The sequence below is a fragment of the Pseudidiomarina tainanensis genome, from assembly GCF_004214835.1.
Lineage (GTDB): Bacteria > Pseudomonadota > Gammaproteobacteria > Enterobacterales > Alteromonadaceae > Pseudidiomarina > Pseudidiomarina tainanensis.
The window spans coordinates 53,769-78,576 of the sequence record NZ_PIQJ01000002.1; the positions used below are offsets into that span (position 1 = coordinate 53,769).

The 24,808-nt window shown below is 47.1% G+C and carries 24 protein-coding genes; 13 read left to right on the plus strand and 11 right to left on the minus strand.

The features are described 5' to 3' along the window. Positions 1-2 precede the first annotated feature (2 nt). Together trpS and rpe are read right to left on the minus strand one after the other, a co-directional pair. Positions 3-1,007: a tryptophan--tRNA ligase gene (gene trpS, locus CWI82_RS08850; protein WP_130203260.1), complete on the minus strand. Its 1,005-nt coding sequence runs from the start codon at positions 1,005-1,007 to the stop codon at positions 3-5. Positions 1,008-1,025: 18 nt separating this feature from the next. Beyond that, positions 1,026-1,697 (minus strand): ribulose-phosphate 3-epimerase, encoded by a 672-nt coding sequence (gene rpe, locus CWI82_RS08855; RefSeq protein WP_092857052.1) that lies wholly within the window; start codon positions 1,695-1,697, stop codon positions 1,026-1,028. A gap of 139 nt (positions 1,698-1,836) precedes the next feature. Between rpe and CWI82_RS08860 the strand changes: the two genes are divergently transcribed. Together CWI82_RS08860 and CWI82_RS08865 are read left to right on the plus strand one after the other, a co-directional pair. Next, positions 1,837-2,139 (plus strand): hypothetical protein, encoded by a 303-nt coding sequence (locus CWI82_RS08860; RefSeq protein WP_092857054.1) that lies wholly within the window; start codon positions 1,837-1,839, stop codon positions 2,137-2,139. A gap of 6 nt (positions 2,140-2,145) precedes the next feature. Then, entirely contained in the window at positions 2,146-2,367 is a 222-nt protein-coding gene (locus CWI82_RS08865; RefSeq protein WP_092857056.1) for a DUF2970 domain-containing protein, read from the plus strand. Here CWI82_RS08865 and prlC read toward each other — a convergent pair. Then, entirely contained in the window at positions 2,345-4,402 is a 2,058-nt protein-coding gene (gene prlC / locus CWI82_RS08870; protein ID WP_130203261.1) for an oligopeptidase A, read from the minus strand. The two genes, CWI82_RS08865 and prlC, sit on opposite strands and share 23 nt — an antisense overlap. 109 nt (positions 4,403-4,511) lie before the next feature. On the opposite strand from prlC, the gene CWI82_RS08875 reads away from it, so the two are divergent. Continuing rightward, complete coding sequence (locus CWI82_RS08875; protein ID WP_130203262.1) at positions 4,512-6,806, plus strand: S9 family peptidase; 2,295 nt, start codon at positions 4,512-4,514, stop codon at positions 6,804-6,806. On the opposite strand, the gene CWI82_RS08880 is transcribed toward CWI82_RS08875, so the two are convergent. Then, positions 6,803-7,573 carry a M48 family metallopeptidase gene (locus CWI82_RS08880; protein WP_130203263.1) on the minus strand — a complete coding sequence of 257 codons (771 nt, stop codon included), beginning with the start codon at positions 7,571-7,573 and terminating at the stop codon, positions 6,803-6,805. The genes CWI82_RS08875 and CWI82_RS08880 overlap by 4 nt on opposite strands. Positions 7,574-7,639: 66 nt before the next feature. Here CWI82_RS08880 and gorA point away from each other — a divergent pair, with 66 nt between their 5' ends. Further along, positions 7,640-8,992 carry a glutathione-disulfide reductase gene (gene gorA, locus CWI82_RS08885; protein WP_130203264.1) on the plus strand — a complete coding sequence of 451 codons (1,353 nt, stop codon included), beginning with the start codon at positions 7,640-7,642 and terminating at the stop codon, positions 8,990-8,992. Here the strand turns inward: gorA and CWI82_RS08890 are convergent. Next, the gene (locus CWI82_RS08890; RefSeq protein ID WP_130203265.1) at positions 8,989-9,663 is read right to left on the minus strand and encodes a DNA-3-methyladenine glycosylase I; all 675 of its coding nucleotides are present in this window, start codon (positions 9,661-9,663) and stop codon (positions 8,989-8,991) included. The two genes, gorA and CWI82_RS08890, sit on opposite strands and share 4 nt — an antisense overlap. Positions 9,664-9,768: 105 nt before the next feature. Here CWI82_RS08890 and CWI82_RS08895 point away from each other — a divergent pair, with 105 nt between their 5' ends. Further along, a complete protein-coding gene (locus CWI82_RS08895) occupies positions 9,769-10,515 on the plus strand; it encodes a PepSY domain-containing protein (RefSeq protein ID WP_130203266.1) in 747 nt (248 codons plus the stop codon). Beyond that, complete coding sequence (locus CWI82_RS08900) at positions 10,512-12,107, plus strand: 2Fe-2S iron-sulfur cluster-binding protein (RefSeq protein ID WP_130203267.1); 1,596 nt, start codon at positions 10,512-10,514, stop codon at positions 12,105-12,107. Before CWI82_RS08895 ends, CWI82_RS08900 begins: the two co-directional genes overlap by 4 nt. A 13-nt stretch (positions 12,108-12,120) precedes the next feature. On the opposite strand, the gene CWI82_RS08905 is transcribed toward CWI82_RS08900, so the two are convergent. Next, the gene (locus CWI82_RS08905) at positions 12,121-13,602 is read right to left on the minus strand and encodes a DUF3300 domain-containing protein (RefSeq protein WP_130203268.1); all 1,482 of its coding nucleotides are present in this window, start codon (positions 13,600-13,602) and stop codon (positions 12,121-12,123) included. 119 nt (positions 13,603-13,721) lie between these two features. Further along, positions 13,722-15,074 carry an NADP-specific glutamate dehydrogenase gene (gene gdhA / locus CWI82_RS08910; RefSeq protein ID WP_130203269.1) on the minus strand — a complete coding sequence of 451 codons (1,353 nt, stop codon included), beginning with the start codon at positions 15,072-15,074 and terminating at the stop codon, positions 13,722-13,724. Between the two features lie 125 nt (positions 15,075-15,199). On the opposite strand from gdhA, the gene CWI82_RS08915 reads away from it, so the two are divergent. Both CWI82_RS08915 and CWI82_RS08920 read left to right on the plus strand, forming a co-directional pair. Further along, positions 15,200-15,640 (plus strand): DUF488 domain-containing protein, encoded by a 441-nt coding sequence (locus CWI82_RS08915; RefSeq protein WP_092857076.1) that lies wholly within the window; start codon positions 15,200-15,202, stop codon positions 15,638-15,640. A gap of 2 nt (positions 15,641-15,642) precedes the next feature. Then, positions 15,643-16,338 (plus strand): 2OG-Fe(II) oxygenase, encoded by a 696-nt coding sequence (locus tag CWI82_RS08920; protein WP_130203270.1) that lies wholly within the window; start codon positions 15,643-15,645, stop codon positions 16,336-16,338. On the opposite strand, the gene CWI82_RS08925 is transcribed toward CWI82_RS08920, so the two are convergent. After that, a complete protein-coding gene (locus tag CWI82_RS08925; RefSeq protein ID WP_199286259.1) occupies positions 16,327-16,818 on the minus strand; it encodes an OsmC family protein in 492 nt (163 codons plus the stop codon). The genes CWI82_RS08920 and CWI82_RS08925 overlap by 12 nt on opposite strands. 29 nt (positions 16,819-16,847) lie before the next feature. On the opposite strand from CWI82_RS08925, the gene CWI82_RS08930 reads away from it, so the two are divergent. Beyond that, positions 16,848-18,527, plus strand: a complete 1,680-nt coding sequence (locus CWI82_RS08930; RefSeq protein ID WP_130203271.1) for an NAD-dependent malic enzyme — start codon at positions 16,848-16,850, stop codon at positions 18,525-18,527. A 66-nt stretch (positions 18,528-18,593) separates the two neighbouring features. Continuing rightward, complete coding sequence (locus tag CWI82_RS08935) at positions 18,594-19,553, plus strand: hypothetical protein (protein WP_130203272.1); 960 nt, start codon at positions 18,594-18,596, stop codon at positions 19,551-19,553. A 2-nt stretch (positions 19,554-19,555) separates the two neighbouring features. On the opposite strand, the gene CWI82_RS08940 is transcribed toward CWI82_RS08935, so the two are convergent. Continuing rightward, positions 19,556-20,764: an Nramp family divalent metal transporter gene (locus CWI82_RS08940; RefSeq protein ID WP_130203273.1), complete on the minus strand. Its 1,209-nt coding sequence runs from the start codon at positions 20,762-20,764 to the stop codon at positions 19,556-19,558. 124 nt (positions 20,765-20,888) lie between these two features. Between CWI82_RS08940 and CWI82_RS08945 the strand changes: the two genes are divergently transcribed. Further along, a complete protein-coding gene (locus CWI82_RS08945; protein WP_130203274.1) occupies positions 20,889-21,347 on the plus strand; it encodes a methylated-DNA--[protein]-cysteine S-methyltransferase in 459 nt (152 codons plus the stop codon). Between the two features lies 1 nt (position 21,348). On the opposite strand, the gene CWI82_RS08950 is transcribed toward CWI82_RS08945, so the two are convergent. Further along, the gene (locus CWI82_RS08950; protein WP_130203275.1) at positions 21,349-21,867 is read right to left on the minus strand and encodes a WYL domain-containing transcriptional regulator; all 519 of its coding nucleotides are present in this window, start codon (positions 21,865-21,867) and stop codon (positions 21,349-21,351) included. Positions 21,868-22,067: 200 nt separating this feature from the next. Between CWI82_RS08950 and CWI82_RS08955 the strand changes: the two genes are divergently transcribed. Both CWI82_RS08955 and CWI82_RS08960 read left to right on the plus strand, forming a co-directional pair. Further along, positions 22,068-22,334: a hypothetical protein gene (locus CWI82_RS08955; protein ID WP_130203276.1), complete on the plus strand. Its 267-nt coding sequence runs from the start codon at positions 22,068-22,070 to the stop codon at positions 22,332-22,334. A gap of 172 nt (positions 22,335-22,506) precedes the next feature. Beyond that, the gene (locus tag CWI82_RS08960) at positions 22,507-23,400 is read left to right on the plus strand and encodes a MaoC/PaaZ C-terminal domain-containing protein (protein WP_092857094.1); all 894 of its coding nucleotides are present in this window, start codon (positions 22,507-22,509) and stop codon (positions 23,398-23,400) included. On the opposite strand, the gene CWI82_RS08965 is transcribed toward CWI82_RS08960, so the two are convergent. Beyond that, a complete protein-coding gene (locus tag CWI82_RS08965) occupies positions 23,401-24,681 on the minus strand; it encodes an NAD(P)/FAD-dependent oxidoreductase (protein ID WP_130203277.1) in 1,281 nt (426 codons plus the stop codon). Positions 24,682-24,808: the final 127 nt, after the last annotated feature.

A 24,808-nucleotide genomic window follows, 5' to 3' on the forward strand; every position in this document is an offset into this window, starting at 1 on the left:
AGTTATGGCCGAGGTACAAACCCAATCACGTCATACACCTTGCGCAAGGTTTCTGCGGCATGTGCACTAGCAGCCTCAGCACCTTTCGCCATCACTTGATCGAGATATGCACGATCGTGGCGCAATTCGTTGTAGCGCTGCTGAATAGGTTCGAGCATAGCCACGACGGCGTCGGCGGTATCACCTTTCAAGTGACCGTACATTTTGTCTTCGTACTCTGGCACCAAATCCGCAATGGCACGACCTGTTGCTGCCGACAGGATTGACAGCAAGTTCGATACACCTGGCTTTTCTTCGGTATCAAAATAAATACGTGCTTGCTCATCTGAATCGGTTACAGCACGTTTCAGCTTTTTAGTAATCTTCTTCGGGTCTTCTAACAAGCCAATAAAGTTATTTGGATTATCATCCGACTTCGACATTTTTTTGGTTGGATCTTGCAAGCTCATGACGCGCGCACCAACCTCTGGAATAAACGGGTCAGGAATGGTAAATACGTCACCGTAAATGTTATTAAAGCGAGTCGCGACATCACGAGCGAGCTCAAGATGCTGCTTTTGATCGTTGCCCACCGGCACTTCATTGGCTTGGTATAACAAAATATCTGCCGCCATCAGTGCTGGATACGTGAACAAACCAGCATTGATATTATTTGCGTGGCGATCGGATTTATCTTTAAACTGAGTCATCCGATTCAATTCGCCCATTTGAGTGTAGCAATTTAATACCCAAGCCAATTGCGCATGTTCTGGTACATGTGACTGCACAAAAATCACGCTCTTCTCGGGATCCAGCCCACACGCCATGTACAAGGCTAAGCCATCTAACGTCGCTTCACGCAACTTTTCTGGTTCTTGGCGAACCGTAATCGCGTGTAAATCAACCAACATAAAACGACAGTCATGAGTGTCTTGCATCTTGACCCATTGACGCAACGCGCCAATGTAATTACCAATTGAAAGTTGTCCTGATGGCTGACAGCCGCTTAGTACAATGGGTTTACTCATAATCTGTTGATTCCGTTTTTAAACTACTGTTGCAAGTTGTTGACGCATAGTCGCAATCACTTGCGCATAATCGGGTTGATTGAAAATCGCTGACCCAGCCACAAACATATCAGCGCCAGCAGCGGCTATTTCGGCAATATTGTCAACTTTCACGCCACCATCGATTTCTAAACGAATATCACGACCACTTGCATCAATGATTTGTCGTGCTTGACGTAACTTGTCCAACGTTGCAGGAATAAATGCTTGACCGCCGAAGCCTGGGTTGACTGACATCAATAGGATGACGTCAACTTTATCCAAAACGTAATCCAAATAATGTAATGGTGTGGCTGGGTTAAATACTAAACCAGCCTGGCAACCCGCTGCCTTAATTTGTTGCAATGAACGGTCGATGTGCGTTGACGCTTCTGGATGAAAGGTGATGATTGACGCGCCAGCTGCAGCGAAGTCATCAATCATACGATCCACCGGCTGCACCATTAAATGTACGTCAATTGGTGCAGTAATTCCGTAATCGCGCAACGCTTTGCAAACCATCGGGCCGATGGTCAAATTAGGTACAAAGTGATTATCCATTACATCAAAATGCACAACGTCTGCGCCAGCCGCTAAAACGTTTTCAACTTCTTCACCGAGTCGAGCAAAATCGGCTGACAATATCGATGGTGCAATTAGAAAGTCACGCATAAACACCTCACCTGTATAAAATTCGCCATAGTGTACCAAAGGTTAGTGCGCTTAGCAGTCAAAAAAATGCGGGAATTTGCTTGGCAGTTTGCGTTATTTCCTGCTATTTTAGTAGCTCATTTATTAACCGGAGGTTCCCATGAAACTGTCAGCAATGTCAGTCTTAGTGGCTACAAGCATTGTGCTTACTAGCGCAGTGGGTGCTTCTGCGTGGCATACACAAAACAGCAAAACGCTCGAAGAGTGCCAAGCACTCATGCAAAATAGTGAGCAACCTAATGCACAACAAGTGTGTGAAGCACATCAGCAAAGTGTGACTTGGGGAAGCTGGTTTAGTGGGAAAAGCCGTTCAACACAATTTCATTTCTTAGATTTATTCGAGTTGCTGTTTGGCTCCTCTGAAGCCAGCAAGCGCGACTACAATCATCCAATCAGTGGTTAAGTGGTTATGTCTTTACTGAAGACAGATGCCGAGCCGGCAAAAAAGCCCTCTTTTCTAGACATTATCATCAGTGTATTAGCAGCGTTGTTTGGTGTTCAATCTGACCGCAACCGACAGCGCGATTTCAATCATGGTAATCCAGTGATTTACGTCGCGGTCGGTGCAGTGTTTGTCATCTTGTTTGTGCTAACGCTGGTGCTGATCGTTAGCTGGGTTGTTCCAGACTAGTGATGCCAGAGTGGCGCAATAGTGCATCAACCTGAGGTTCACGGCCACGAAACTCTTTGAATAGCGCCATGGCTTCGCGCGAACCACCCCGCTCTAGAATTGCCCGCAAGAAATCTTGTCCAGTTTCACGATTGAAAATACCCTCGTCTTCAAAACGTGAGTAGGCGTCTGCCGATAATACTTCCGCCCACTTGTAACTGTAGTAACCAGCCGCATAGCCTCCAGCAAAAATATGCCCGAAACTGTGCTGGAAGCGGTTATAAGCGGGTGGCTTGCGCACTGCAACTTCATCACGAACTGAATCTAAGATGGCTTGAATGGTATCACCCTGTGCTGGGTCGTAATCGCGATGAATGCGTAAATCAAACAAACTAAACTCTAATTGCCGGACCATTTGCATCGCCGACTGAAAGTTGCGCGCCGCTAACATGTTGTCGAGCAGTTGTTGAGGCAACGGTTCGCCGGTTTCATAGTGCCCAGAAATCATGGCTAAGGCCTCTGGTTCCCAGCACCAGTTTTCTAAGAACTGCGATGGAAGCTCTACTGCGTCCCATGCCACACCGTTAATCCCTGAAACTCCAGCAACATCAACTTTGGTCAACATGTGATGCAGGCCATGTCCAAATTCATGGAACAAGGTCAGTACTTCGTCATGCGTAAACAGCGCCGGCTTATCACCGACTGGTTTATTAAAGTTACAGGTGAGATAAGCAACCGGCAGTTGTAGTGTGTGATTCGCCGTGATCCGTCGCACCGCACATTCGGCCATCCACGCACCACCGCGCTTCCCTGAACGTGCATATAAATCTAAGAAGAAGCTACCACGTACATCACCGTTATTGTCGGTGATCACAAAGTAACGGACGTTCGGGTGCCACGCAGCGACATTATCTTGTTCTTCAATGCGAATGCCAAAGAGGGTTTGGACAACGCTAAACAATCCCTTCACAACCTGGTTTTCAGGAAAGTACGGGCGCAGTTGCTCGTCGGAAATGGCATAGCGCTGTTGTTTCAGTTTCTCACTGTAATATGCAACATCCCACGCTTCGAGCTCATTGACTTGGTAATGATCACGCGCAAAATCGAGTACTTCTTGATAATCAGCCCGTGCTTGCGGCATAGAACGTTGCGCTAAATCTTGTAGAAATTGTTCAACTTGCGACGTTGACTCCGCCATTTTCGTTGCCAGTGACAAGTCGGCATAGTTTTTAAAGCCGAGTAACACGGCTAGCTCATGTCGTAAAGCAAGCGTCTCCGACATAATTTGCGAGTTATCAAATTCGCCTGCTTGCGGCCCTTGATCGGATGCTCGGGTCGTGAACGCTTCATACATCGTGCGTCTGAATTCAGAATTATCCGCATAGGTCATTACCGGCAAATAACTCGGAAAATCCAAGCCAAACCGCCAGCCTTGCTGGTCGTGTTCGGCGGCAGCCGCCTGTGCGGCAGCAATAGCACTTTCCGGTAAGCCGGCCAATTCACTCTCGTCGGTCACCAAGTAGTACCAACTGTCGGTTGCGTCGAGTAAATGATTGCTAAATTGCGACGACAGCTCGGATAACTTCGTTTGAATTTCTGCATAACGTTGCTTTTTATCTTCAGGCAACGCGATGCCAGATAATTCGAAGTCGCGCAGCGTGTCGGTAATCACTTTGCGCTGTGCTTCAGTCAGTTGGTTGAATTCCGCGCTTTCTTTTAACCATTTAAAAGCAAGATAAAGACCTTCGTGTTGGCCAACAAAAGTGCCATACTCAGACAGTAATGGTAGACATTGGTCATGCGCTTCGCGCAGCTCCTTTGAGCTCACCACAGCATTTAAATGCGAAACCGGTGACCAACTTCTTTCCAGCAAGTCGTCCACTTGCTCGAGCGGCTCAACAAGACCGTTCCAAGTGAAATCGCCTTTGTCGATAACCTCAGCAATCGTCGTTTTACAATCACGAATACGCTGCTCGATTGCCGGCACAATGTGCTCTGGTTGAATCGCTTCGAAGGGTGGTAAATGGTAATCACCGAGCAAAGGGTTTTGACTCATGGAACTTCCTCTTGAATAATGCGTAAATATTTTACTATCGCGTTTCTAATGATGAGATATGGGTGCTCGGTCTAATATCAAGGGCTGCACTTCACAACAGGGAATAACAATGACACAAAATACCTCCTATTGGCTACGCCAAACTTTCACTGCAGTGACTGCAGCGTTGCTGATCAGCGGCTGTAGTTCGTTACCCGGTGGCAGTAACACCGATACAGTTGCGTCGGCACAGGGTTCTGAAGCTGTTCAATTTGACGAGCTGTATGGCGAAGGCAAATTTAATGCGCGGGGCGTCGGCCCAACGCGTTGGTTGGCAAATGGTAGCGGTTATACCGTTCTAGAGAGCACCGAAAACGGTGGCCACGACCTCGTTAGATACCATCCTGAAACTCAGCAACGTACCGTACTTGTCGAAGCTGAAAACCTGCGCCCAAGTGCAACTGAAGAACCACTTGAAGTTGCCGACTACAGTTGGTCCGAAGATGGTAAAAAATTACTTATTTTTACCAACACGAAGCGCTCTTGGCGTACCCATACCTTAGGTGATTACTGGGTTTATAATCTGTCGACCAAGCGTTTACAGCAACTCGGTGGCAATGCCGAGCCGTCGACACTGCAATTTGCAAAGTTTGACCCGCAAGCAACTCGTGTTGCTTACGTGATGAAAAACAATATTTATGTAGAAGACCTAAGTACGCAGAAAATCACGCAGCTGACAGATGACGGTAACGACACTATCGTCAACGGTACTTTCGATTGGGTTAACGAAGAAGAGTTTTTCTTACGCGATGGTTTCCGTTGGAGCCCTGATGGCCGCTCAATTGCCTATTGGCAATTGGATACCGAAGGCACTCCACTGTTTACGATGATCAATAACACCGATGCGCTATACCCAACGCTGAAGCAATTTCCGTACCCGAAGGTCGGTGAAACCAATGCCGCCATGCGAATTGGCGTCATGCCGGCGAGCGGCGGCGACACAAAATGGATGAAAATACCAGGCGACCCACGTCAAAACTATTTGGTGCGCATGCAGTGGGCTGGCAATAGCTCGCAGCTATTAATTCAGCAACTGACCCGCTCGCAAGCAGTGAATACTGCTTATTTAGCTGATGCAAAATCTGGTGCAGTCCGCGAATTATTGCAAGAAGTCACAGAGAGTTGGGCAGAATACGTTGATGATTTGCAATTTATCGACAACGGTAAATCATTTACTTGGTTGAGTGAGCGCAGCGGATTTCGCCATATTTACGTAGTACAGCGCGATACTGGACGCCTCAGCACAATTACTCGCGGCAATTGGGATGTCATCGAGGTTTTGCAAATTAACGAAAATGATGGCTGGGTATACTTTATTGCCTCTCCAGAAACGCCGTTAGAGCGTTATTTATTCCGTGCCAGCCTTGATGGTAGCGGCAAACTTGAACGCTTGACACCAGACCAGCCAGGCACACATAGTTATCAACTTTCGGCTGATGCCAAGTATGCCGTGCATACCTTTTCTGACGTGAATAACATGCCTGTTGTCGACATGATTTCGCTGCCGGAACATCGTCGTATTCGCGTCATTAAAGATAACGAAAACGCGCAGGACGCCTTTGATAAACTCAAACGTGGCGCTTTTGAATTCTTTCAAGTCGAAGCGCAAGATGGTCTAAAGCTTGATGGTTTTTTAATGAAACCAACCGATTTTGATCCAAGCAAAAAATATCCGATTTTGTTTTACGTTTACGGCGAACCATGGGGGCAAACGGTTTCAAACAGCTGGGGCGGTGAGCGCTTTTTATTCCATACCTACTTAACGCAACAAGGCTACATCGTTGCATCAGTTGATAACCGCGGTACGCGTTCACCACGCGGTTTTGAATGGCGTCGCTCAATTTACAAAAATCTGGGTGATATCACCGTTCGTGATCAGCATGACGCCTTGCAGGCGATGTTAAAGCGCTGGGATTTCATTGACGGTGATCGCGTCGGCATCTGGGGGCACAGTGGCGGTGGTTCACAAACGCTGAATGCACTATTTCGCTATCCAGAAGCTTACCATGTCGGCATGGCGTTAGCGCCAGTTCCTGATCTCACACTTTACGACACCATTTACCAAGAGCGTTACTCTGGTTTACTGCCTGAAGCTGCAGAGCGTTACCGTGAAACGTCAGCCATCACTCATGCCGAAAACTTACAAGGGGACTTGTTGTTAGTGCATGGCACCGGTGATGATAACGTGCATTTTCAGGGTTCTGAGCGCTTAGTCAATGAGTTGATTAAGCATGGCAAGCAGTTCGATTATTTTGCCTATCCGAACCGTACGCATGGCATTAGCGAAGGCAAAGGCACCACGCAGCATTTGCGTACCATGATGGTTGAGTTTTTGAAACAAAACCTTCCAGTCAGTACGCCTTAGTCGTCGGTAAAATCAAGATATTGGTTGTTCAGCACGGTTACGCCGTGCTGACGCAACCACTGTTCAGCTGCTTCATAGTCAGGTGAGTGTTGTGCAACTAACTGCCAGAACGCTTTGCTGTGATTGAATTCTTGTAAGTGACAGAGTTCATGAATCACAACGTTAAGTACCACCCACTCCGGCGCCAGCCACAATTTCCAGCTAAAACGTAATTCACGCTTACGCGTACAATGCCCCCACTTACTGGTGAAGTCACCAATCGACCAACTGGTCGGATTAAGTTGATGCGCTGTGGACCAGGCCGAAAAAAACTGATCGAGCCATTGCATAGCTTGTTCTTTATACCAATTAACAATCGTCTGTTTGGGCTCGCGCTCGCTATTACTGCGCGCGGTAGTGGTTACAAATAATTCGTTACCGTAACGCTCGATGGTTTTTCGCGTTGCCACCGATACCTTTAATTTTAATGGCTGTCCAAGCCAACGTAATCGCTCGCCGGAGCGCCATTTTCTCGGCATTAAGTTATCGAGCTGCTGACGTTGCCGATTTAGGTGCTTATTAATCCAGTCTTGTTTTTGCTCAACGAATTGAGCAATGACGGCCTCCGACATATGCCAAGGTGCTTGAACTTCTAAATTGCCGCGGGCAACTTTTAGCGCCAAGTTACGTCGTTTTTTACTGCGATTGATTTGGTAGATAAGGCTCATCGGTTTTTTCGTTGCTTTATTCGTGTCCTCAGCCGGCTGTTGCATTGCACCTGCTGGCATTTTCGGCGATCATAGTCGAATTCTTATTATGAACTATTACTCTAGCATGTCACAGGAGTTGAGCACATGACCCGACATTACGATTATCTAGCCATTGGCGCCGGTAGCGGCGGCATTGCATCAGCTAACCGAGCAGCAATTCGCGGAGCTAAAGCGGCCGTTATTGAAGCCAAAGCCGTTGGTGGAACCTGTGTTAACGTCGGGTGCGTTCCAAAAAAGGTAATGTGGTACGGCGCACACATTGCCGAAGCCATTAAATACAGTTCAGCATACGGGTTTGACCTTGAGCAAAAAGGTTTTGACTGGAGCACCCTAGTCAAAAACCGCGAAGCTTACATTGAACGCATTCATGGCGGTTACAAACGTGGCTTTGAGAATAATGGCGTTGACTATATTGAAGGTTTTGCCCGTTTCGTCGATTCGCGCACGGTTGAAGTTAATGGTGAGCGGATTACCGCTGATCATATCACCATCGCTGTTGGTGGACGCGCTATGATTCCAGATGTACCGGGTGCGGAATATGGTATCGATTCGGATGGCTTTTTTGCGCTAACGGAACGTCCTAATAAAGCCGTTGTGATTGGTGCTGGCTATATCGCCGTCGAAATTGCTGGTGTCTTACATGCACTGGGTTCAGACGCTCACTTGTTAGTTCGTGGCGATCGTCCGCTACGTTACTTTGATCACGACATCACCGATGCTTTATTGGAACGTCTTAAGCAAGATGGCCCAGAATTACATACTGGTTGTGTGGTTGAGCGCGTTGAAAAAGGCGACGACGGCTTGCTCACAATCCATTGCGATAACGGTGAATCAATCGGCGGTGTTGATTGCTTAATTTGGGCTATCGGCCGTGAACCAGCGACCGACAAAATTAACCTAGAAGCTGCTGGCGTGACCGCTGATGCGCACGGATTTATTCGAACTGATAAATACCAAAACACCAATGTCAAAGGCATTTATGCCGTCGGTGATATCACCGGTGAAGCCCAATTAACACCCGTCGCCATTAAAGCTGGGCGTTTATTAGCTGAACGTCTATTCAATAAAGACATGCCGGACGCGCATATGGATTACAGTCAGATTCCAACTATCGTGTTCAGCCATCCAACCATTGGTACCGTTGGCTTAACTGAAACCGAAGCGCGTGAAGTGCACGGTGATAACGTGAAAGTATATCGTTCACAATTTGCTGCTATGTATAACGCCGTAACACCGCACCGTGCGCTAAGCACCTTTAAGCTGGTATGTGTTGGCCCTGAAGAGCGTGTTATCGGTCTGCACGGCATTGGCGAAGGGATGGATGAAATTCTGCAAGGTTTTGCCGTAGCAATGAGAATGGGCGCGACGAAAGCCGATTTTGATGCCACGGTCGCACTGCACCCAACTAGTGCCGAAGAGTTCGTTACCCTGCGTTAACCCTTCACATCAAGCGTCATCGATAAAATGCGAGACAGATGGCTGTATGGCAGCCCTGTCTCGCTATGCCACTGATTAAACGTATCCTGAATTTGCTTTGCGCCGCGTCGACTATACGGCGAAGCGTCAAGTAAGTTGTGATTGCGTAATGCGGTTAAATTATCAGGCGTTAGGAGATAACCGTCCCAACCTAATCGGCGCAAAACATGTTGCGCTGCCGTTCCGCCGGGGCGCGCTCCGTGCTTTTTAAAATATCGTAGTAACTCAGCTTGCTCAGCTGATGGCCATTGCGCTAAAAACTTGCCAAAGCTACCGTATCCTTCGGCCACTTCAACAATCATCCGTGCATTTATTGGCACCGTCGCAATTTTTTGCAAATTTCGCACAATTCGTTCATCACGCGCCAATTCATCAAGACGTTCGGGCGGTACTTGTTGCCAATACAGCGGCAAAAATCCGGCAAAAGCCGCTTCGAACCCAGCCCATTTATTTTCTATTACTCGCCAAGCAAATCCAGCTCGAAACACGCAGCGCGTCATTTCACCCAGTACTTGGTTATCAGTGATCTTCTGTAATTCAGCTGCTGTTGCTATGCGTGGCATGCGCTCATGCACAGCTGGTTCGCCACCATGACGCTCACAAGCACGTTGGTAAAAGTAATCAAATTTCATCGTTTACTCTGCGGTTTTTTGATCGGATATCAAAGTTTTATCTTCATGGTTAAATACCATAAACTGTATCGATTGTCGTTTCACCCATTCAATAAAGAGTAGCCAATGTCTACCTCGAGCAAACCCGTGCAACAAAGTTCAAGTCGTTGGCGTACTTGGCACCGCTGGCTATCCCTGGTATTCGGGGTGCAATTAGTTATTTGGAGTATCAGCGGCGCGTATATGGTGTTTTTCGAACTCAGTTTTATTCACGGTGATCACTTAGTTAAAACAAACCATCCGTCATTACCAAATAGCGCTCAGATACGTCCAGTTGAACATGTTATTCGGGCATTTCCACGCGCTCGTGAAGTCACGTTGCAGCCCACTCTTGTTGGCGGCAAATGGATTGCTACCTATGAAGTTTTCGCTCACCGAGAGACCTTTTTAGTTGACGCTCAATCTCTGCAACCGGTGGTATTTACCGAGGCCGATATTGTAGCCATCGCTAAGCGACTCTATGCACCAAGCGACTCCGCACCCATAACCAGAGCTACATTACTCGAGCACCGAGCACCAGCAGAGATTAGCCCAAGTTTATTACCGATTTGGCAGGTCAACTTCGATGATTTCGGTAATTCCAGCTTTTATATTTCACCAACCACCGGCGAATTAGTTACTAAGCGACATAGTTTCTGGCGTGGCTTCGACTTCTTCTGGATGTTGCACATTATGGATTATGAAACGCGAGAAGATATTACCAACTGGCTTCTACGAAGCTTCATTCTCGGCACCGGTTTACTTAGTATCACGGGTATTATGTTGTTAATCTTCACCATCGGTCGCAGTCGTGGTCAAGGAGCGCATTCATGATGCGCTTCGCACAATGGTTACATCGTTGGCTCGGTCTGATTTTGCTACTTCAGGTGGTATTGTGGCTTGTGAGTGGCTTATATTTCTCTCTGCAAGGCCATCATGCGATGTCCGGTCATCAATATAAACAGAATCCGACTGGATTGGTGCTTCGTCAAGCAATGCCCAACATCGGTATTGAAGAGATCTGGCGGCGTTATCCTGAGGCTCTTTCAATTCAGTTATATCGCATTGGCGACACGCCGCAATACGTTGTCGAACTCGCCGATGAAGATGTGTACTTACACGGTCATACTGGACAGTTATGGCACACAAATGCTAAGCAAGCACAACAATTGGCACTCGCTACCTACAGTGGTCCTGGTAACATTCTCTCGACCTCACCGTTAACCAAAACTAAAGAGCTCGTTGGCTGGCAAGGTCAAGGTTACAAAATCTTGTTTGCTGATGAACTCAATACACGTATTTACGTTGATGCCGCCAATGGCCAAGTGCTGGATCATCGCAATACGCCGTGGCTGCTTGCTGATTGGGCATTTAAGCTGCACTTTATGGATTACTCCGGTGCACGGAGTTTTAATCACTTACTGATATATACGGCGGCATTGTTGGCTCTCTGGTTTACCTTGTCGGGTGTGTTGTTATTAGTGCAAAATCTACGTCGTGGCGATTTCAATCCACGTCGTCAACCAACCATATTAGAGTCTTTGCAGCGACAACATAAGCCGATCGCAAGCGGCTGTGGCGGTGGTGGTACTTGTGGCTTGTGTAAAGTGAAACTGACTGAGCCGACGGTGGCAACGCAAGCAGAGCAATTATTACTGACTACCATTGAAATTAATTCGGGTATTCGCCTCGCTTGTCAACATCGCGATCACGGTCAAACAATCATCTTACTTGATGAACATGTCACCCATTTCAAGCTCGCATTAGTTGCTAAAACTAAGTTGTCAGAAGCAATAACCAAACTAACGTTTAAAAGCGAACCCAGCTGTGAATACAGTGCTGGGCAGTTCATGCAATTTAAGATTCCTGACGGTAATAACGTACTGTTACGACATTACTCTTTTGCAACCAAATCACTGACAACAGCGCCAACTGATACACCATTACTGCACTTTCTTATTCGGCATGTTCCTGCTGTTGCAAACGTTACCCCTGCCGGTATCGGCTCATCTTACTTGCTTGGTCTTCAGGTGGGTGACACGGTTGATGCTGCTGGACCATTCGGTAACTTTGTCGCCACCGACACGAATCGCGAACAGGTTTACATTGCCGGAGGTGTCGGTATCGCCCCTATCCATGCGCTAGTTGAAAGTGAGAGTCAGCGACAACGTCACCTATTCCATGGCGCCCGTAGCGAAGCAGAGCTTATTTTTGCCGATGAATTTAAATTGATGCCAACGCTCGACTACCACCCAGTCGTCGATAAATTTGTGCATGAAGAGGTGGCTCATTGGTTAAATCAAAATCCCGGCGATTACGATTTTTATGTTTGCGGCCCACCAGCGATGCTGGCGGCAACATTACAGTTACTAGCAGATAAAAAAATACCGAAGTCTCGAATTCGTTACGATGACTTCGGTATTTAAGCGCTGTGATATCTTAAAAATCTTGCATGCGATTTTGTTTTGCACGAGGGTTTGCAGTCGTTGGGCGATTTATCTGCCCGCGCGGCGTTGCTTTGGCTGGCGCCTGATAGGACGGCGCAGGCTTCACTGTTGGCCGCGGCGTTTGATAACTTGGTTGCGGTTTAGGCGCCGCCTGTGGTGATACTCTTACGCTACGCTGACTGACTTGCGGCTGCTTCGGTGCGTTCATGTAAGGCTGACGTACATCACGATTATTTACCTTTGGCTGAACTCGAACATTTCGCTCACGCACCACCGCATCACCCCATTGTGGCGCTTTGTTGCGTGGTGTCACTGTAACATCGCGGCGCTGGATAACTTCTTTCCGCGCTGTTTCTCTACTCGGCGTCCGCACTACCGCACGCGCCGGCTTGTTGTCACGTAACGTGCGCACAATCCGATCTTGTTCTGGGCGTTTGTTACGCTGAACTGCAACATTTCGCGTCGTAACTGTCGGTTGCGGCGATTGCGCGCGATTAGCCGTCATCACGCGCTCATTATTCACTGCTCGCTGAGAAACCGCTGGTCGCACAATTTCACCTCGACCATTTGCACCACCGTTGACCATGTAATATTTCGGCCGCTCCGGCTGCAAATCGCGGTGACGGTAATCCACACCACGGCGATGGCGTGGGTTATGGTACCAACGTTTACTATCTTTACCGGTCATGTAGTAATCACGACGCTTTTTCGGCGGCTCACGATAATAGTGATGGTTAATCACGACATAACGTTGTGGCCAATAGAAGTGGCTAAAATAGAAGTGGCTGGGGATACTGTAACTAATGCCCCAATAAATACCGGAGCCGATACTCACTGTTAATGACGGGCGCGTCCAAAATACCGGCTGGTAGTCATGCCAACGCCATGAACCATAAACCACACGCGGATCATAATAAGGCACATACACGACCTCACGACGCACATTCTCGATCACAATGGTACGGTCTTCGCGTTCGACATTCACGTGCTTGTTAGAACGCAAATTACCAGCAACATAAGCGTCATCACGAAGCACTTGTACGCGCTCTAACACTTCGTCTTGCTGAGCTAAAAATGCTTCACCAATGGCTTGAGTCCACTGTAAATCGTCGCTCATTTGCTTTAATACATCAGGCGTGCCAACCAAAGCTTTCACACTAGCATCCCAGGTTTCAGCGGCAGCACGTTCCAGTGCTTGTTGCGGCGACAAATGTTCATGGCGACGCACCCAACGCTCTGCCTCTACCACTTCTAATGGATAGGTCGCAGCAATCAGAACATGTGACAAAAGACTGTCTGGATAAAGTGCAATCGGTGCAAGCAAGCGATCCAGTTCAGCTGTTGAATAATAGACAACTTGTTGCTGAGTCGTTTCCGCTTGCGCCACTGCCGGCACCAAAGCAATGCTTGTGGTACCCATTGCGCATAACATTGCGACGGCACTGAGACCGTGTTTAAACTGGCGAATTTGCATAAATATGCCTCCAATCGGCAAATAGCGAAAAGCTATTAGTTACTAGTTTAGTCGCAATTTTGTACATTTTAGTTTCATCTAAACAATTATTTTTTGTAAAGATTCAGTTAACTAACTGATTATACAAGTCCTTGTTCGAGCATTGCGTCAGCGACCCGCTTGAAACCTGTAATGTTTGCGCCGAGTACTAGATTACGTGGTTTTCCATACTTATCAGCCGTTTGAGAAATATCCGTATAGATATTCTTCATCACCTGCTTTAAGCGCTCATCCACTTGTTCAAAGGTCCAGCGTTGCATACTAGCGTTCTGCGCCATTTCCAGTTGACTGGTCGCGACGCCTCCGGCATTAGCGGCCTTGCCTGGTCCATAAGCAATCGAACTCTGTTGCACTGCGTCAAAGGCCGCCTCAGTAAGTGGCATATTGGCGCCCTCCGCAATGCCTAAACAGCCGTGCTCCAACAAGCATTCGATATCTTCTCGCGTCACTTCATTTTGGGTCGCGCAAGGAAATGCTAAATCAACTTGATAACGCCAAACTTGATGGCCATTTTGGGGATAATCTTCGCGCGGTGTGTAGCTTGCCTCTGAGTGTGTCTCTAGATATTTCTCGAGGCGTTCATGTTGCTGCTCTTTTAAACGTTTGACTAAGTCGAGATCGATTCCCGCCTCGTGATAAATCGTGCCTGATGAATCACTGCACGTCACAGGTTTGGCGCCGAGCTCATAAAGCTTCTCCATGGTATAAATAGCGACATTACCCGATCCGGAAACCGCGCAACGTTTGCCATCGAGCTCTTCTTCTCGGTCAGCCATCATGTAATTAGCAAAATAAACACAACCGAAACCGGTGGCCTCTTTACGAACAAAAGAACCACCCCAACCGAGGCCTTTGCCGGTAAGCACACCGTCAAAAGCATTGGCAAGACGCTTATATTGGCCGAATAAATAGCCTAACTCACGGGTGCCCACACCAATGTCTCCGGCGGGAACATCTGTGGTAGGCCCGATATGACGAAATAACTCCGACATAAAGGATTGGCAAAAGCGCATAATTTCGGCATCAGATTTCCCTTTCGGATCAAAATTGGCGCCACCTTTACCGCCGCCAATTGGTAAGCCAGTTAACGCATTTTTGAAAATCTGCTCAAACCCTAAAAATTTGATGATTGAACCATTGACACTCGGGTGAAAGCGTAAGCCCCCTTTGTAGGGCCCAAGTGCGGAATTAAACTCGATGCGGTACCCCTTGTTCACTTGCACTTGGCCGTTATCATCCAGCCAGGGTACGCGGAACATGATTTGCCGTTCCGGCTCTACTAAACGCGCAATAATCGCTTGCTCACGATACTTTGGATGTTGCTCTAGAATCGGCTCTAAACTCTCAAGTACGTCTTCTACGGCTTGGTAAAACTCAGATTGAGCTGGGCTGGTCTGTTGCAATTGTTCAATGGTATCGTGAATATAGCTCATACGCAGTTCCTATGGTTTGAATTTGAAAATCTCAATTAACACTAGTCTGTTACAACGGCTAAAAAAAGAAAAAAGCCCAAATTTAAGCCAATACAGATTATGAACAGCATTTATACAGGTGAGGCATGACAGCTACTTACACCATACACTTTAAGCGTGTTTATGACGCAATTGACGACACCGATGGTGCCCGAGTACTGGTTGACCGACTATGGCCACGCGGCGTTAAGAAAGAATCACTAAAGCACCGCGATTGGTGCAAAGAGGCTTGTCCTTCAAATGATTTGCGCAAGGCGTATCACGCAGAAGAAATTGATTATAAAACGTTTGCCGAACGCTATTTTGAGGAGCTCAGTGCACACCCAGACCATTTAACGCCACTGTTGCGCTACGCACGGCAATCAAAACTCACGCTTTTAAGCGCAGTCAAAAACTTTGAACGGTCGCACCTGCCCATTCTAAAGCATGCGATTTTAGAGGCGCTCAACTTAGAAGATCAGCAAGCTGACGACAACGAATTAAGCTCCGCCGTTTGTTTCGGCAAAGATTTCAATTATTGGGGATAATCGTGACAACAGATTTTATTGAAGTTTATGACGACGCTTTACCAGCCGAATTTTGTGAGCGTTTTATTCAGCGTTTTGAGCAAAGTCCGCACAAACAACAAGGGCGCACCGGTGGCGGCATTGATACAGAAAAAAAGCGCAGTGAGGACCTTTACCTCAATCAACACCAAGAGTATGCCGACGACTTGCGGACTATCTGTGATATTACCACACGCTACGCTTTGGATTATTTCAAAAAGTATCATTTTGCGCTGATTGCACCGGTTGCTTTAAAAGTGAAGCATCCACGAACTGGCGAAGCCGTTAACCTAACCCATGAGAACTTTAACGAGGTTGTTGCCGGTAATGAGCAGGCTTATATGCAATTACTCTATCGATTAGGGCCGATTCAAGCGCAGAAATACTTGAAGAACCAAGGCAACTACAATTATTGGCATTGCGAAGTGTTCCCTGAAAAAAACAGTGTTGAAGCATTACACCGGAGTTTGTTGTTTATGTTTTATTTAAACGACGTTGAGGAAGGTGGCACCACTGATTTTTATTATCAGCAGCGCAGCATAAAACCGCGGCGTGGGCGGATGGTCATCGCACCAGGTTATTTCACCCATACACACCGCGGAACTGTCCCGGTTTCGAATGATAAGTACATTCTAACTAGCTGGATTTTAATGAATTCTGGGCAACAATTATTCGGGTGATTTCAACACCTGCCCGTCGTCGTCTAGCACTGTTACGTCAACATGAATGCCGTTACGAACGCTTTGTGTGACCACACAGAAGTTTTCGAACTGCTCGAGCACTCGGTCAAGTTTATCGATTTGATCCGCCGCTTGGCCGAGATTTAACTCAACTTGCATCGAACTGATGCGCAGGCGTCCGTCTACGCGCTCCATGTCGCCTTGTACTTTGGCGGTAACTTTACCTGGGTCACCCTTATACTTGCGAATGGCAAACATCAAACTTGCCGCCAAACAATTGGCGACAGCGGCCGCCAATAACTGGCTCGGGCCAGGCCCTTCACCGTGACCAACAGGCTCATGCTCATCGGTGATCAGCTGTCCAAATTCGCCGAAGTCAACTTCAAACTTGTAGTGATCAATCAACGCAAGTTTTACTTCAAACGCCGGATTTTCCATGTCTTCCTCCAGTTTTTCTGCAATAATTACTGATTCACCCATGTCATCATGTCGCGCGAGGAGAATGATTCATGAAGAATCCGCTGTATATTCCTTATGCAGGCCCTAATTTGCTTGAAACGCCGCTACTCAATAAAGGTAGCGCGTTCACTCGAGAAGAGCGAGCAGCATTTAATCTGACCGGTTTATTACCGCCACGGTATGAAACCATCGAAGAACAAGTAAAACGCTGTTACATGCAGTATTCAAGCTTTGATACGGCTATCAATAAACATATTTATCTGCGCGCTATTCAAGACAATAACGAAACCTTGTTTTACCGCTTAGTACAGCAGCATCTCGAAGAAATGATGCCAATTATCTATACCCCAACTGTAGGGGATGCGTGCGAACAATTCTCTGATATTTATCGCAGTTCACGTGGATTATTTATTTCCTACGAAGACCGCGATCAAATGGAAGATATTTTGCGCAATGCGACGAAGCGTAAAGTGAAAGTGATTGTTGTCACCGATGGCGAGCGGATTCTCGGTCTGGGTGACCAAGGTATTGGCGGCATGGGTATTCCAATCGGTAAGTTAAGCCTTTACACCGCTTGCGGTGGTATTAGCCCAGCTTACACATTGCCAGTGTGTTTAGATGTTGGCACCAATAACGAAAAGTTGTTAAACGACCCAATGTATATGGGCGCGCGCCATAAACGTATTGATCAGCGCGAATATAACGCCTTTGTGGATCGCTTTATGAAGGCAGCTAAACGGCGCTGGCCAGAAGCGATGATTCAGTTTGAAGACTTTGCGCAACCAAATGCGATGCCTTTACTGCGTAAATATCGTGATGAGTACTGTTGCTTTAATGATGATATTCAAGGCACCGCGGCGGTTACCGTTGGCACACTTTTGGCCGCTTGCCGGAGCAAAGGCGTGCAGTTGAAAGATCAAAAGGTTGCGTTTGTGGGCGCTGGTTCTGCTGGTTGCGGTATTGCTGAGCAAATTATTCAACAAATGGTGGCCGAAGGCCTTACCGATACGCAAGCACGTCGCAATATCTACATGGTTGACCGGTTAGGCTTACTTACGGAGGGCATGAGTGATCTGCGTGATTTTCAGCAAGCTTTAGCACAACCATTAGAAAACCTAAATGATTGGCAACACAGTGGCGACTATGCGTCACTGTTAGATGTAATGCATTGCGCTAACCCGGGTATTTTGATTGGCGTCTCTGGTCAGCCAGGCCTCTTCACTGAGCAAGTGATTCGGACGATGCACCAATACACCGAAAAACCAATTATTTTCCCACTCTCAAATCCGTCGCGGCAAATTGAAGCGCACCCGGCGCACGTCATTGAATGGACAGAGGGTGAAGCCATCATCGCAACAGGTAGTCCATTCGACGCGATTAAATACAAAGGGACTGATTATCCAGTTGCCCAATGCAATAACAGTTATATTTTCCCGGGCATTGGCTTGGGTGTGATTGCGGTAAAAGCGCGTATTATCTCCGATGAAATGCTGATGGCAGCGAGCAATACCTTGGCTGATGAATCGCCGCGTGTGCGCGGTACCGGCGATAATCTATTGCCAGGTATCCCCGAGATTGCAGAGCTGAGTAAAAAGATTGCATTTAACGTTGGTAAAGTTGCTCAGCAACAAGGCCTTGCGCTTGAGGTGAGTGATGAAACCTTACGTGATCGTATTGAAGCAAACTTTTGGCGTCCAGAATATCGTCGTTACAAGCGTGTAAGCATTTAGTCAAAGTCACTGGCGATTCGACCTATTTCCTTGTATGTTCAATACATAGCGACGCAAGGAGGTCGAATGCGCTGGGTGATTATGAGCCTGATATTGCTGTTGGTATCACCAACCGTTCAGGGTCAATCAAAAGAGACGGAAAAGCCCACCGACGAAGATAAACCAATGATCGATTCGTTTCGGGAGGGTTTAACAAGCTCAGTGAATGCCACTGCGGCGTGGCTCGACTCTTTTTTTGCCGATGAGATAGATCCTGATGCCTATGATACAGCTTCAGGTAGTCTCCGCGTCACTCCTGAATGGGATGAATATGGCGGATTTAAGCTGGATTCAAGCTTCCGTGCAACCGTCGTTTTCCCGCAAGCTGAAAGAAAATTCTCTGCCATAATCGGTCGTGGCGACTTCGACGATTTTATTAATGATACGCAACAATCCCGCCCCTCTGTCATTCGACGCGATCAATCTGATGAGGAATGGATGCTGGGCTTAGGATTTGACCCGCAAGTTAGTAACAACCACAATTTATCATTTGGCGCTGGTATTCGCGGCGGTTTAGCACTCGACCCCTACTTTCGAGTGCGATATAAATATGAGTCGATCATCGGCGAAAATGTAGAATTTTTCACACAAAGTGTTGGATTTTGGCGCGACAGCGATGGCTTTGGTGTGGCACAAACATTTGCGTTTGATGCTGCGCTTTCAGATAACTGGTTTTCTAAAAGTTGGGTTAAAGGAACCTTTGCAGAGCGTACAGAAGGCGTGCGCTGGCATGCCTCGCAGAAAATTTATTATATGTATCACTTTGAGCGAGCCATTGCCGGTGAAGTATGGTGGTACGGCGAAACCGAGCTTGCGGTACCGATGCAAGACTACGGCATACGCGCACTGCATCGGAGTCGATTCAAACGCGAGTGGTTATTCTTAGAAGGCTGGGTTGGTTTGCATTGGCCTCGTGAAACCGTTGAGGAACAACGCAAACCGAGATGGATGGTTGGTTTAGAATTAGAGCTTCTCTTTGGCAAGTAGAACTATAGCCAACCAAATGCCGCTGCAATACTTCGCATTCCTAACCCTGTCGCAATAAAGCAAACGATTATGCCTAAGATATTTTGCGCTCGTGAATTACGATGTAATCCTAGCCGCGGTTGATTACAGACCCAGACCAAAAATATCGCAACAAAAGGCAACAGTAGGCCGTTGGCAACTTGCGCAAACAATATCACTTCAATGGGCTTTAATCCTAATGACGCAACCAAAATACCAATGGTCAAAATGGAGCCCCAAATCGCACGAAACTTTTTATCCTTGAGATTATTGGCATAACCTAGCACTCCACTTAAGGCGTATGCTGAGGCCAACGGTGCAGTCAATGATGACGAAAGACCAGCAGCGAATAAGCCGAGCGCCATAAAGGTTGTCGCCGCATCGCCAAATAACGGTTGCAGTGCTTGGCCTAAATCGGCAGCACCCTCGATTGTTAACGCTTTGCCAAAAAATGCTGACGCCGCTGTAGCAACAATCGCCAACGAAATAAGACCACCGAGCGGAATCGAGATATAAATATCCTGCCGCGCTTCATTGAGCTGATCCGCAGAGCGCCATTTTTCTGCACAGCTAGAAGCATGGAGAAATAAATTATAAGGCACCACGGTAGTCCCAATAAGCGCCACAACCATCAAAATGCTTCCGGTTGGCACTGATGGAATCAGCAAGCCCGCCACTAATGCAAACCAATCCGGCTGGGTTAAAATAAATGTTGCGAGAAATGCAACGCTCATCAATAGCACCAGAGCGATTAATACCTTTTCGACCAACTTATAACTGCCCTGCCATAAAATAAAGCCAGCTAAGGCGCCAAGAATAACGGGTATATATTGGCCATCGAACGGCACTAAGTCGGCGAGCCCCATCCGGGCCCCACTAATATTACCGCCCTGATAAACGCTATTCCCAATAATTACGGCGGCGAAAATAAGTAACACGACGACTTTCCGTAACCCTGGCTGTTGAATCGCTGCACGAATATTCTCGCCCAACCCTTGTTGGGTCACAACGCCGAGGCGCGCCGACATTTCCTGCAAAATCATCGTCGCCAGCACGGAGAAAACGAGTGCCCACATCAGCGCGTAACCATAGTTGGCGCCAGCTAATGAAGCCGTTACCACAGTTCCTGGACCAATAAACGCTGCGGCAACCAATGCGGCCGGCCCCATACTTAAACGTCGCTGTTTTGTCATTCTTTACCCATTTTTGGTTATTGTTATTATCGTATTTTCCTGGTCTTTTGCAGTTCCCAGTTGGCAGCGTTGTGAGTAGCATGCTAAATAATAATAACAGCCCAGGACACACTTTAGGATAGTCATGTATCAAGACAGTTTTGAAAGCCCCATCGGCCCCGTCACTATTAGTAGTCAAGACGGTGAGTCTATCTGTGAAATTGCGTTTGCGGAACCGGACGGTTACCCATCCTGTAATGTCACCAGCATAGGTAAGCAGCAACTGATTGAGTATTTTAATCGCCAACGGCAACAGTTCGATTTACCGTTAACACCCGCAGGCACTGAGTTTCAACAGCGAGTTTGGAAGCAATTAGCAACACTCGAGTATGGGCAATTAGCTAGCTACAAAGATATCGCGGTGGCTATTGGTAACCCGAAGGGTAATCGCGCAGTCGGCATGGCGAATGGTCGTAATCCTATCGCAATTGTCGTTCCGTGCCATCGGGTTATTGGCGCCGATGGAAGTATCACCGGCTACACCGGTGGTATTGAGAAAAAGGCGTTCTTACTCCGCCATGAAGGAGCGGCATTTTTTGATTAATTTAACTTTTGCCGTTGTAACTTGAAAACATCCGCGCGACGTGCGTCTCAATTTCGTTACGCAACGACATCGGTTCAAGCACTTCGATATGTTCGCCGCAGCTCAAAATCCATGCGACGAGATCTTTGCTGACGGGCTGTACAAAGGTAAGAAAAAAGCTCAGCCCATTGCGTTCAATATGTTGTTCTGGATGCAGTGGATTGTTCGTCACTAGATTCAGCAACCCATTCGTACATTTTAGTTTTATACGCGCCAGGACACCGTGAGTATTACTATCTGGCAAATTAGGGAATGGTAAGTGCGGCGCAGTTTTCGCCAAACTCCAGCCAAATGGTCTTGAGCGGTCATCAGCAATTAGAGGAAAGACTTCTGATAATTCATTCAAATTTCTCTGAATGGTACGGACGCTAACGTCCACGCCGTGTTCTGAAAGCCTTTTCCTTAACGATTGCACATCCACTTTTTGCGGTTCACGCGGAATATGTTGAAGTAGCATTAAATATCGTAAAACACTTTGCACTGACGAGCTCCTTGTCTTTGGCACTATATGACATCCATCATACCCCGAGTATGCGTCAGGATCTGTCGCACCAGTTACATTTTTGTAAAACTACAGCAAAACCAACCTATACCACATTGTATATAAGTCGAATAAGCGCTTTACTTAGCATCGCTGGCTAACCAGACTAGCCTTCGCAAAATGCCTGATAGGAGGTTTAAATGATTCGATTTGCACTCATGATGTTGCTCGCATTAAGCGTTGTGAACGTTGCGACAGCACAAGATCAAAATGCACAAAAAGGTCAGCAAACAGCTGAAGAAGCGAAAGATAAGGCTGATAAAGCTCAAGCTGAACGAGAAGCCTTACGCGCTCAAATGAAGGCTGAAAAAGAAGCCCTACAAAAAGAGCGTAATGAACAAAGCGACAAGCTTAAAGCTAAGAAAAAGAAGAAAGATGATAATGGTGATAATGGCGATAACCGCTAAGCGTTGATCACCAACGTCAATAATTATCCCCAAGGGTCGCTTATAAGCGGCCCTTTTTTGCTGTGGTAAGGTCTGTTATCACCCAACTGGTGTGTATAATAGTTGCCTAATTGTGCTATACATAAACAACGTCGCTGCACATTGCGTAGATATATTTAAGGATGAAGCTGTAATGCAAGTCGAGCAACCGGTTACATTGCCAAACCTGCCTGGAATGTTTTTTCGCTCATTATTTACTGTCGCGCGAAACGACCAGGAAGAGGCAGAGCCACAAACTTTAGACGCAGAATTTACTGCGCCTGCATTTTCGGCTACGCAATTAAAGCGGTATCACGAAGCATTTAATGGCTTTGTGAGCGAAGTTCCACTAACGCTCATTTATTGCTTGGCGCAACGCGTTCATTTGGCTCAAATGCTCGGCGAGCACTTCCCATGGCCAGCGCCTGGTTTAGTTCATGTTAGTAATAGCATTGAGCAACACGAAACCATTGTTGCGGATGAAGGTTTTCTCTTAAAAGCTTCCATTCAGTTACCGGCTCGCGGCCCCAAAGTTTCAGCTCGCCGTTTACGTCCGTTATTTCAGGTTGAGTTTTGGCAGAACGACAAGCACGTCGCTACCTGTGTCAGCGAATATCAGGTGATGCCGAAACAAACCGATAAGCCGCGCCGTAGTAAAGAGAATAAAATAGCGGAACCACCAAGCGACGATTGGCAACGCATTGATACATGGAAATTAGCCGGCAAAGTTGCACGTGATTATGCGCGGTTATCGGGCGACTTTAATCCCATTCATTTGCATCCGTTGCTATCGCGATGGTTCGGCTTCGACCAGCCGATTATTCATGGCATGTACATGTCAGGTCGCGCTCAAGCTGAAGTTGAGCGCGCCGCCAAACGACCTGTGACTAAAATTGACGTCGCTTTTAAACGTCCAGTGCCGTTACCTGCGAAAGTTTCATTATGGCAGCAGCTCGATGACAATAACGACGGCGGTCAATATCAAGTATGCGGCGCTGAAGATCACCTCCAACGCCTTGAGGGTCGTTTTATTTTCGCCAAAGATTAATTACTTCTTCGGCTTTAACCGTTCGACACCCATAAAACGCAACGACAACTTTTCGTAAATGGGCTCTGACGTACCACGGCGAATTTTGTACATAAAGTATTTTTCGAATGCGACTTTCGCCCAATGCACCCAACGACCGCTACCAGTCCAGTTCCGATTTCGTGGTGGGTTTTGCGGAATAGCTAAAAACGCCGCTCCGGTATTACCCATATCAGCTAAACACAGTGCGCTTAACGTTGGCTCAACCAACGCATCGGAGCCGGCTTCCATCGCTTCAATATTCGACACAATCGCAGAGGTCATCGACTCAATCATTAATCCGGTTTTCGGTGCACCTACCGGCACGGGTGTTGCTTCAATCGGGGGAATCGCAACACAAACACCAGCCGCAAAAATATTGGGATACTTAGGTGAGCGTTGATATTTATCGGTAATCACAAACCCTTTGGGATTACATAGCTCTGCAACTGCAGCAACAGCTGGAGAGCCTTTGAATGGTGGTAAAAACATGGAGTGCTTATAAGCCAATTCGTGCTGCTTAATGACTTCTCCTGCGTCATTGAGCTCATCAAAGTAGCAGATTCCATCAGCTAGTTTTGTCACTTTGGCATTACAAATCCACTTGATACCATGCTCTCGGAATTTATGCTCCATTAAGCCTTTTGAGTCGCCAACACCACCTAGGCCCATGTGGCCAATATACGGCTCTGGAGTAACAAAGGTAATCGGAACTTGATCACGAATTTTCTTTTTACGCAGCTCATATTCGAGCGATAGCACATATTCATAGGCTGGACCGAAACAACTTGCTCCAGGCAATGCGCCAATAATTACAGGGCCGGGGTTTTCGCATAACTGCTGATAATCGTGAAACGATGTTACGGCGTGGTCAACAGTACAAATCGACTGTGAGCCTCCGGCCTCAGGACCTGCTCCAGAAACCGCAGCAAAGTCTAATTTTGGTCCAGTACACAAAACTAAATAGTCATAGGCCATTTCATGACCGTCGTTAAGAACCAAAGTATTTTGAGTCGCTTTAATTTCTTTTACACCAGAGGGGGAAAATGCAATATCGCGCTTACTAAAGAAGTCGCCAATAGGCATCACCACATCGTCACGCTTGCGCGTACCTAAAGCAACCCATGGATTCGAAGGGACAAAGTTAAATTCTGCGCCTTCACCAATAACAGTAATTTTAGAATGCTTGCCTAATTTCTCGCGCAGTTCAAATGCGACAGAAACACCACCTAAGCCTGCACCAACAACAGCCACATGAGTCATGATTTAACGTCCTTTTTGTACACTATTTATACTATGACTATGTGCAATAGTTTGTATTTCGTCAATAGCTAAAATAAAAAACATACAAATAAACTGGCAATAAAAAAGGGCAGTTGAGAATTTTCAA

Bases quoted from the DNA above. Each gene is read 5' to 3' on its own strand.
- CWI82_RS08890 (WP_130203265.1), bottom strand. From the start codon at position 9,663: ATGAAATTTGATTACTTTTACCAACGTGCTTGTGAGCGTCATGGTGGC.
- gdhA (WP_130203269.1), bottom strand. From the start codon at position 15,074: ATGAGCTATATTCACGATACCATTGAACAATTGCAACAGACCAGCCCA.
- CWI82_RS08895 (WP_130203266.1), top strand. From the start codon at position 9,769: ATGTCTACCTCGAGCAAACCCGTGCAACAAAGTTCAAGTCGTTGGCGT.
- rpe (WP_092857052.1), bottom strand. From the start codon at position 1,697: ATGCGTGACTTTCTAATTGCACCATCGATATTGTCAGCCGATTTTGCT.
- CWI82_RS08945 (WP_130203274.1), top strand. From the start codon at position 20,889: ATGTATCAAGACAGTTTTGAAAGCCCCATCGGCCCCGTCACTATTAGT.
- CWI82_RS08960 (WP_092857094.1), top strand. From the start codon at position 22,507: ATGCAAGTCGAGCAACCGGTTACATTGCCAAACCTGCCTGGAATGTTT.
- CWI82_RS08860 (WP_092857054.1), top strand. From the start codon at position 1,837: ATGAAACTGTCAGCAATGTCAGTCTTAGTGGCTACAAGCATTGTGCTT.
- CWI82_RS08965 (WP_130203277.1), bottom strand. From the start codon at position 24,681: ATGACTCATGTGGCTGTTGTTGGTGCAGGCTTAGGTGGTGTTTCTGTC.
- prlC (WP_130203261.1), bottom strand. From the start codon at position 4,402: ATGAGTCAAAACCCTTTGCTCGGTGATTACCATTTACCACCCTTCGAA.
- CWI82_RS08880 (WP_130203263.1), bottom strand. From the start codon at position 7,573: ATGCCAGCAGGTGCAATGCAACAGCCGGCTGAGGACACGAATAAAGCA.
- CWI82_RS08900 (WP_130203267.1), top strand. From the start codon at position 10,512: ATGATGCGCTTCGCACAATGGTTACATCGTTGGCTCGGTCTGATTTTG.
- CWI82_RS08930 (WP_130203271.1), top strand. From the start codon at position 16,848: ATGAAGAATCCGCTGTATATTCCTTATGCAGGCCCTAATTTGCTTGAA.
- CWI82_RS08905 (WP_130203268.1), bottom strand. From the start codon at position 13,602: ATGCAAATTCGCCAGTTTAAACACGGTCTCAGTGCCGTCGCAATGTTA.
- trpS (WP_130203260.1), bottom strand. From the start codon at position 1,007: ATGAGTAAACCCATTGTACTAAGCGGCTGTCAGCCATCAGGACAACTT.
- CWI82_RS08955 (WP_130203276.1), top strand. From the start codon at position 22,068: ATGATTCGATTTGCACTCATGATGTTGCTCGCATTAAGCGTTGTGAAC.
- CWI82_RS08875 (WP_130203262.1), top strand. From the start codon at position 4,512: ATGACACAAAATACCTCCTATTGGCTACGCCAAACTTTCACTGCAGTG.
- CWI82_RS08935 (WP_130203272.1), top strand. From the start codon at position 18,594: ATGCGCTGGGTGATTATGAGCCTGATATTGCTGTTGGTATCACCAACC.
- CWI82_RS08915 (WP_092857076.1), top strand. From the start codon at position 15,200: ATGACAGCTACTTACACCATACACTTTAAGCGTGTTTATGACGCAATT.
- CWI82_RS08925 (WP_199286259.1), bottom strand. From the start codon at position 16,818: ATGGGTGAATCAGTAATTATTGCAGAAAAACTGGAGGAAGACATGGAA.
- gorA (WP_130203264.1), top strand. From the start codon at position 7,640: ATGACCCGACATTACGATTATCTAGCCATTGGCGCCGGTAGCGGCGGC.
- CWI82_RS08940 (WP_130203273.1), bottom strand. From the start codon at position 20,764: ATGACAAAACAGCGACGTTTAAGTATGGGGCCGGCCGCATTGGTTGCC.
- CWI82_RS08865 (WP_092857056.1), top strand. From the start codon at position 2,146: ATGTCTTTACTGAAGACAGATGCCGAGCCGGCAAAAAAGCCCTCTTTT.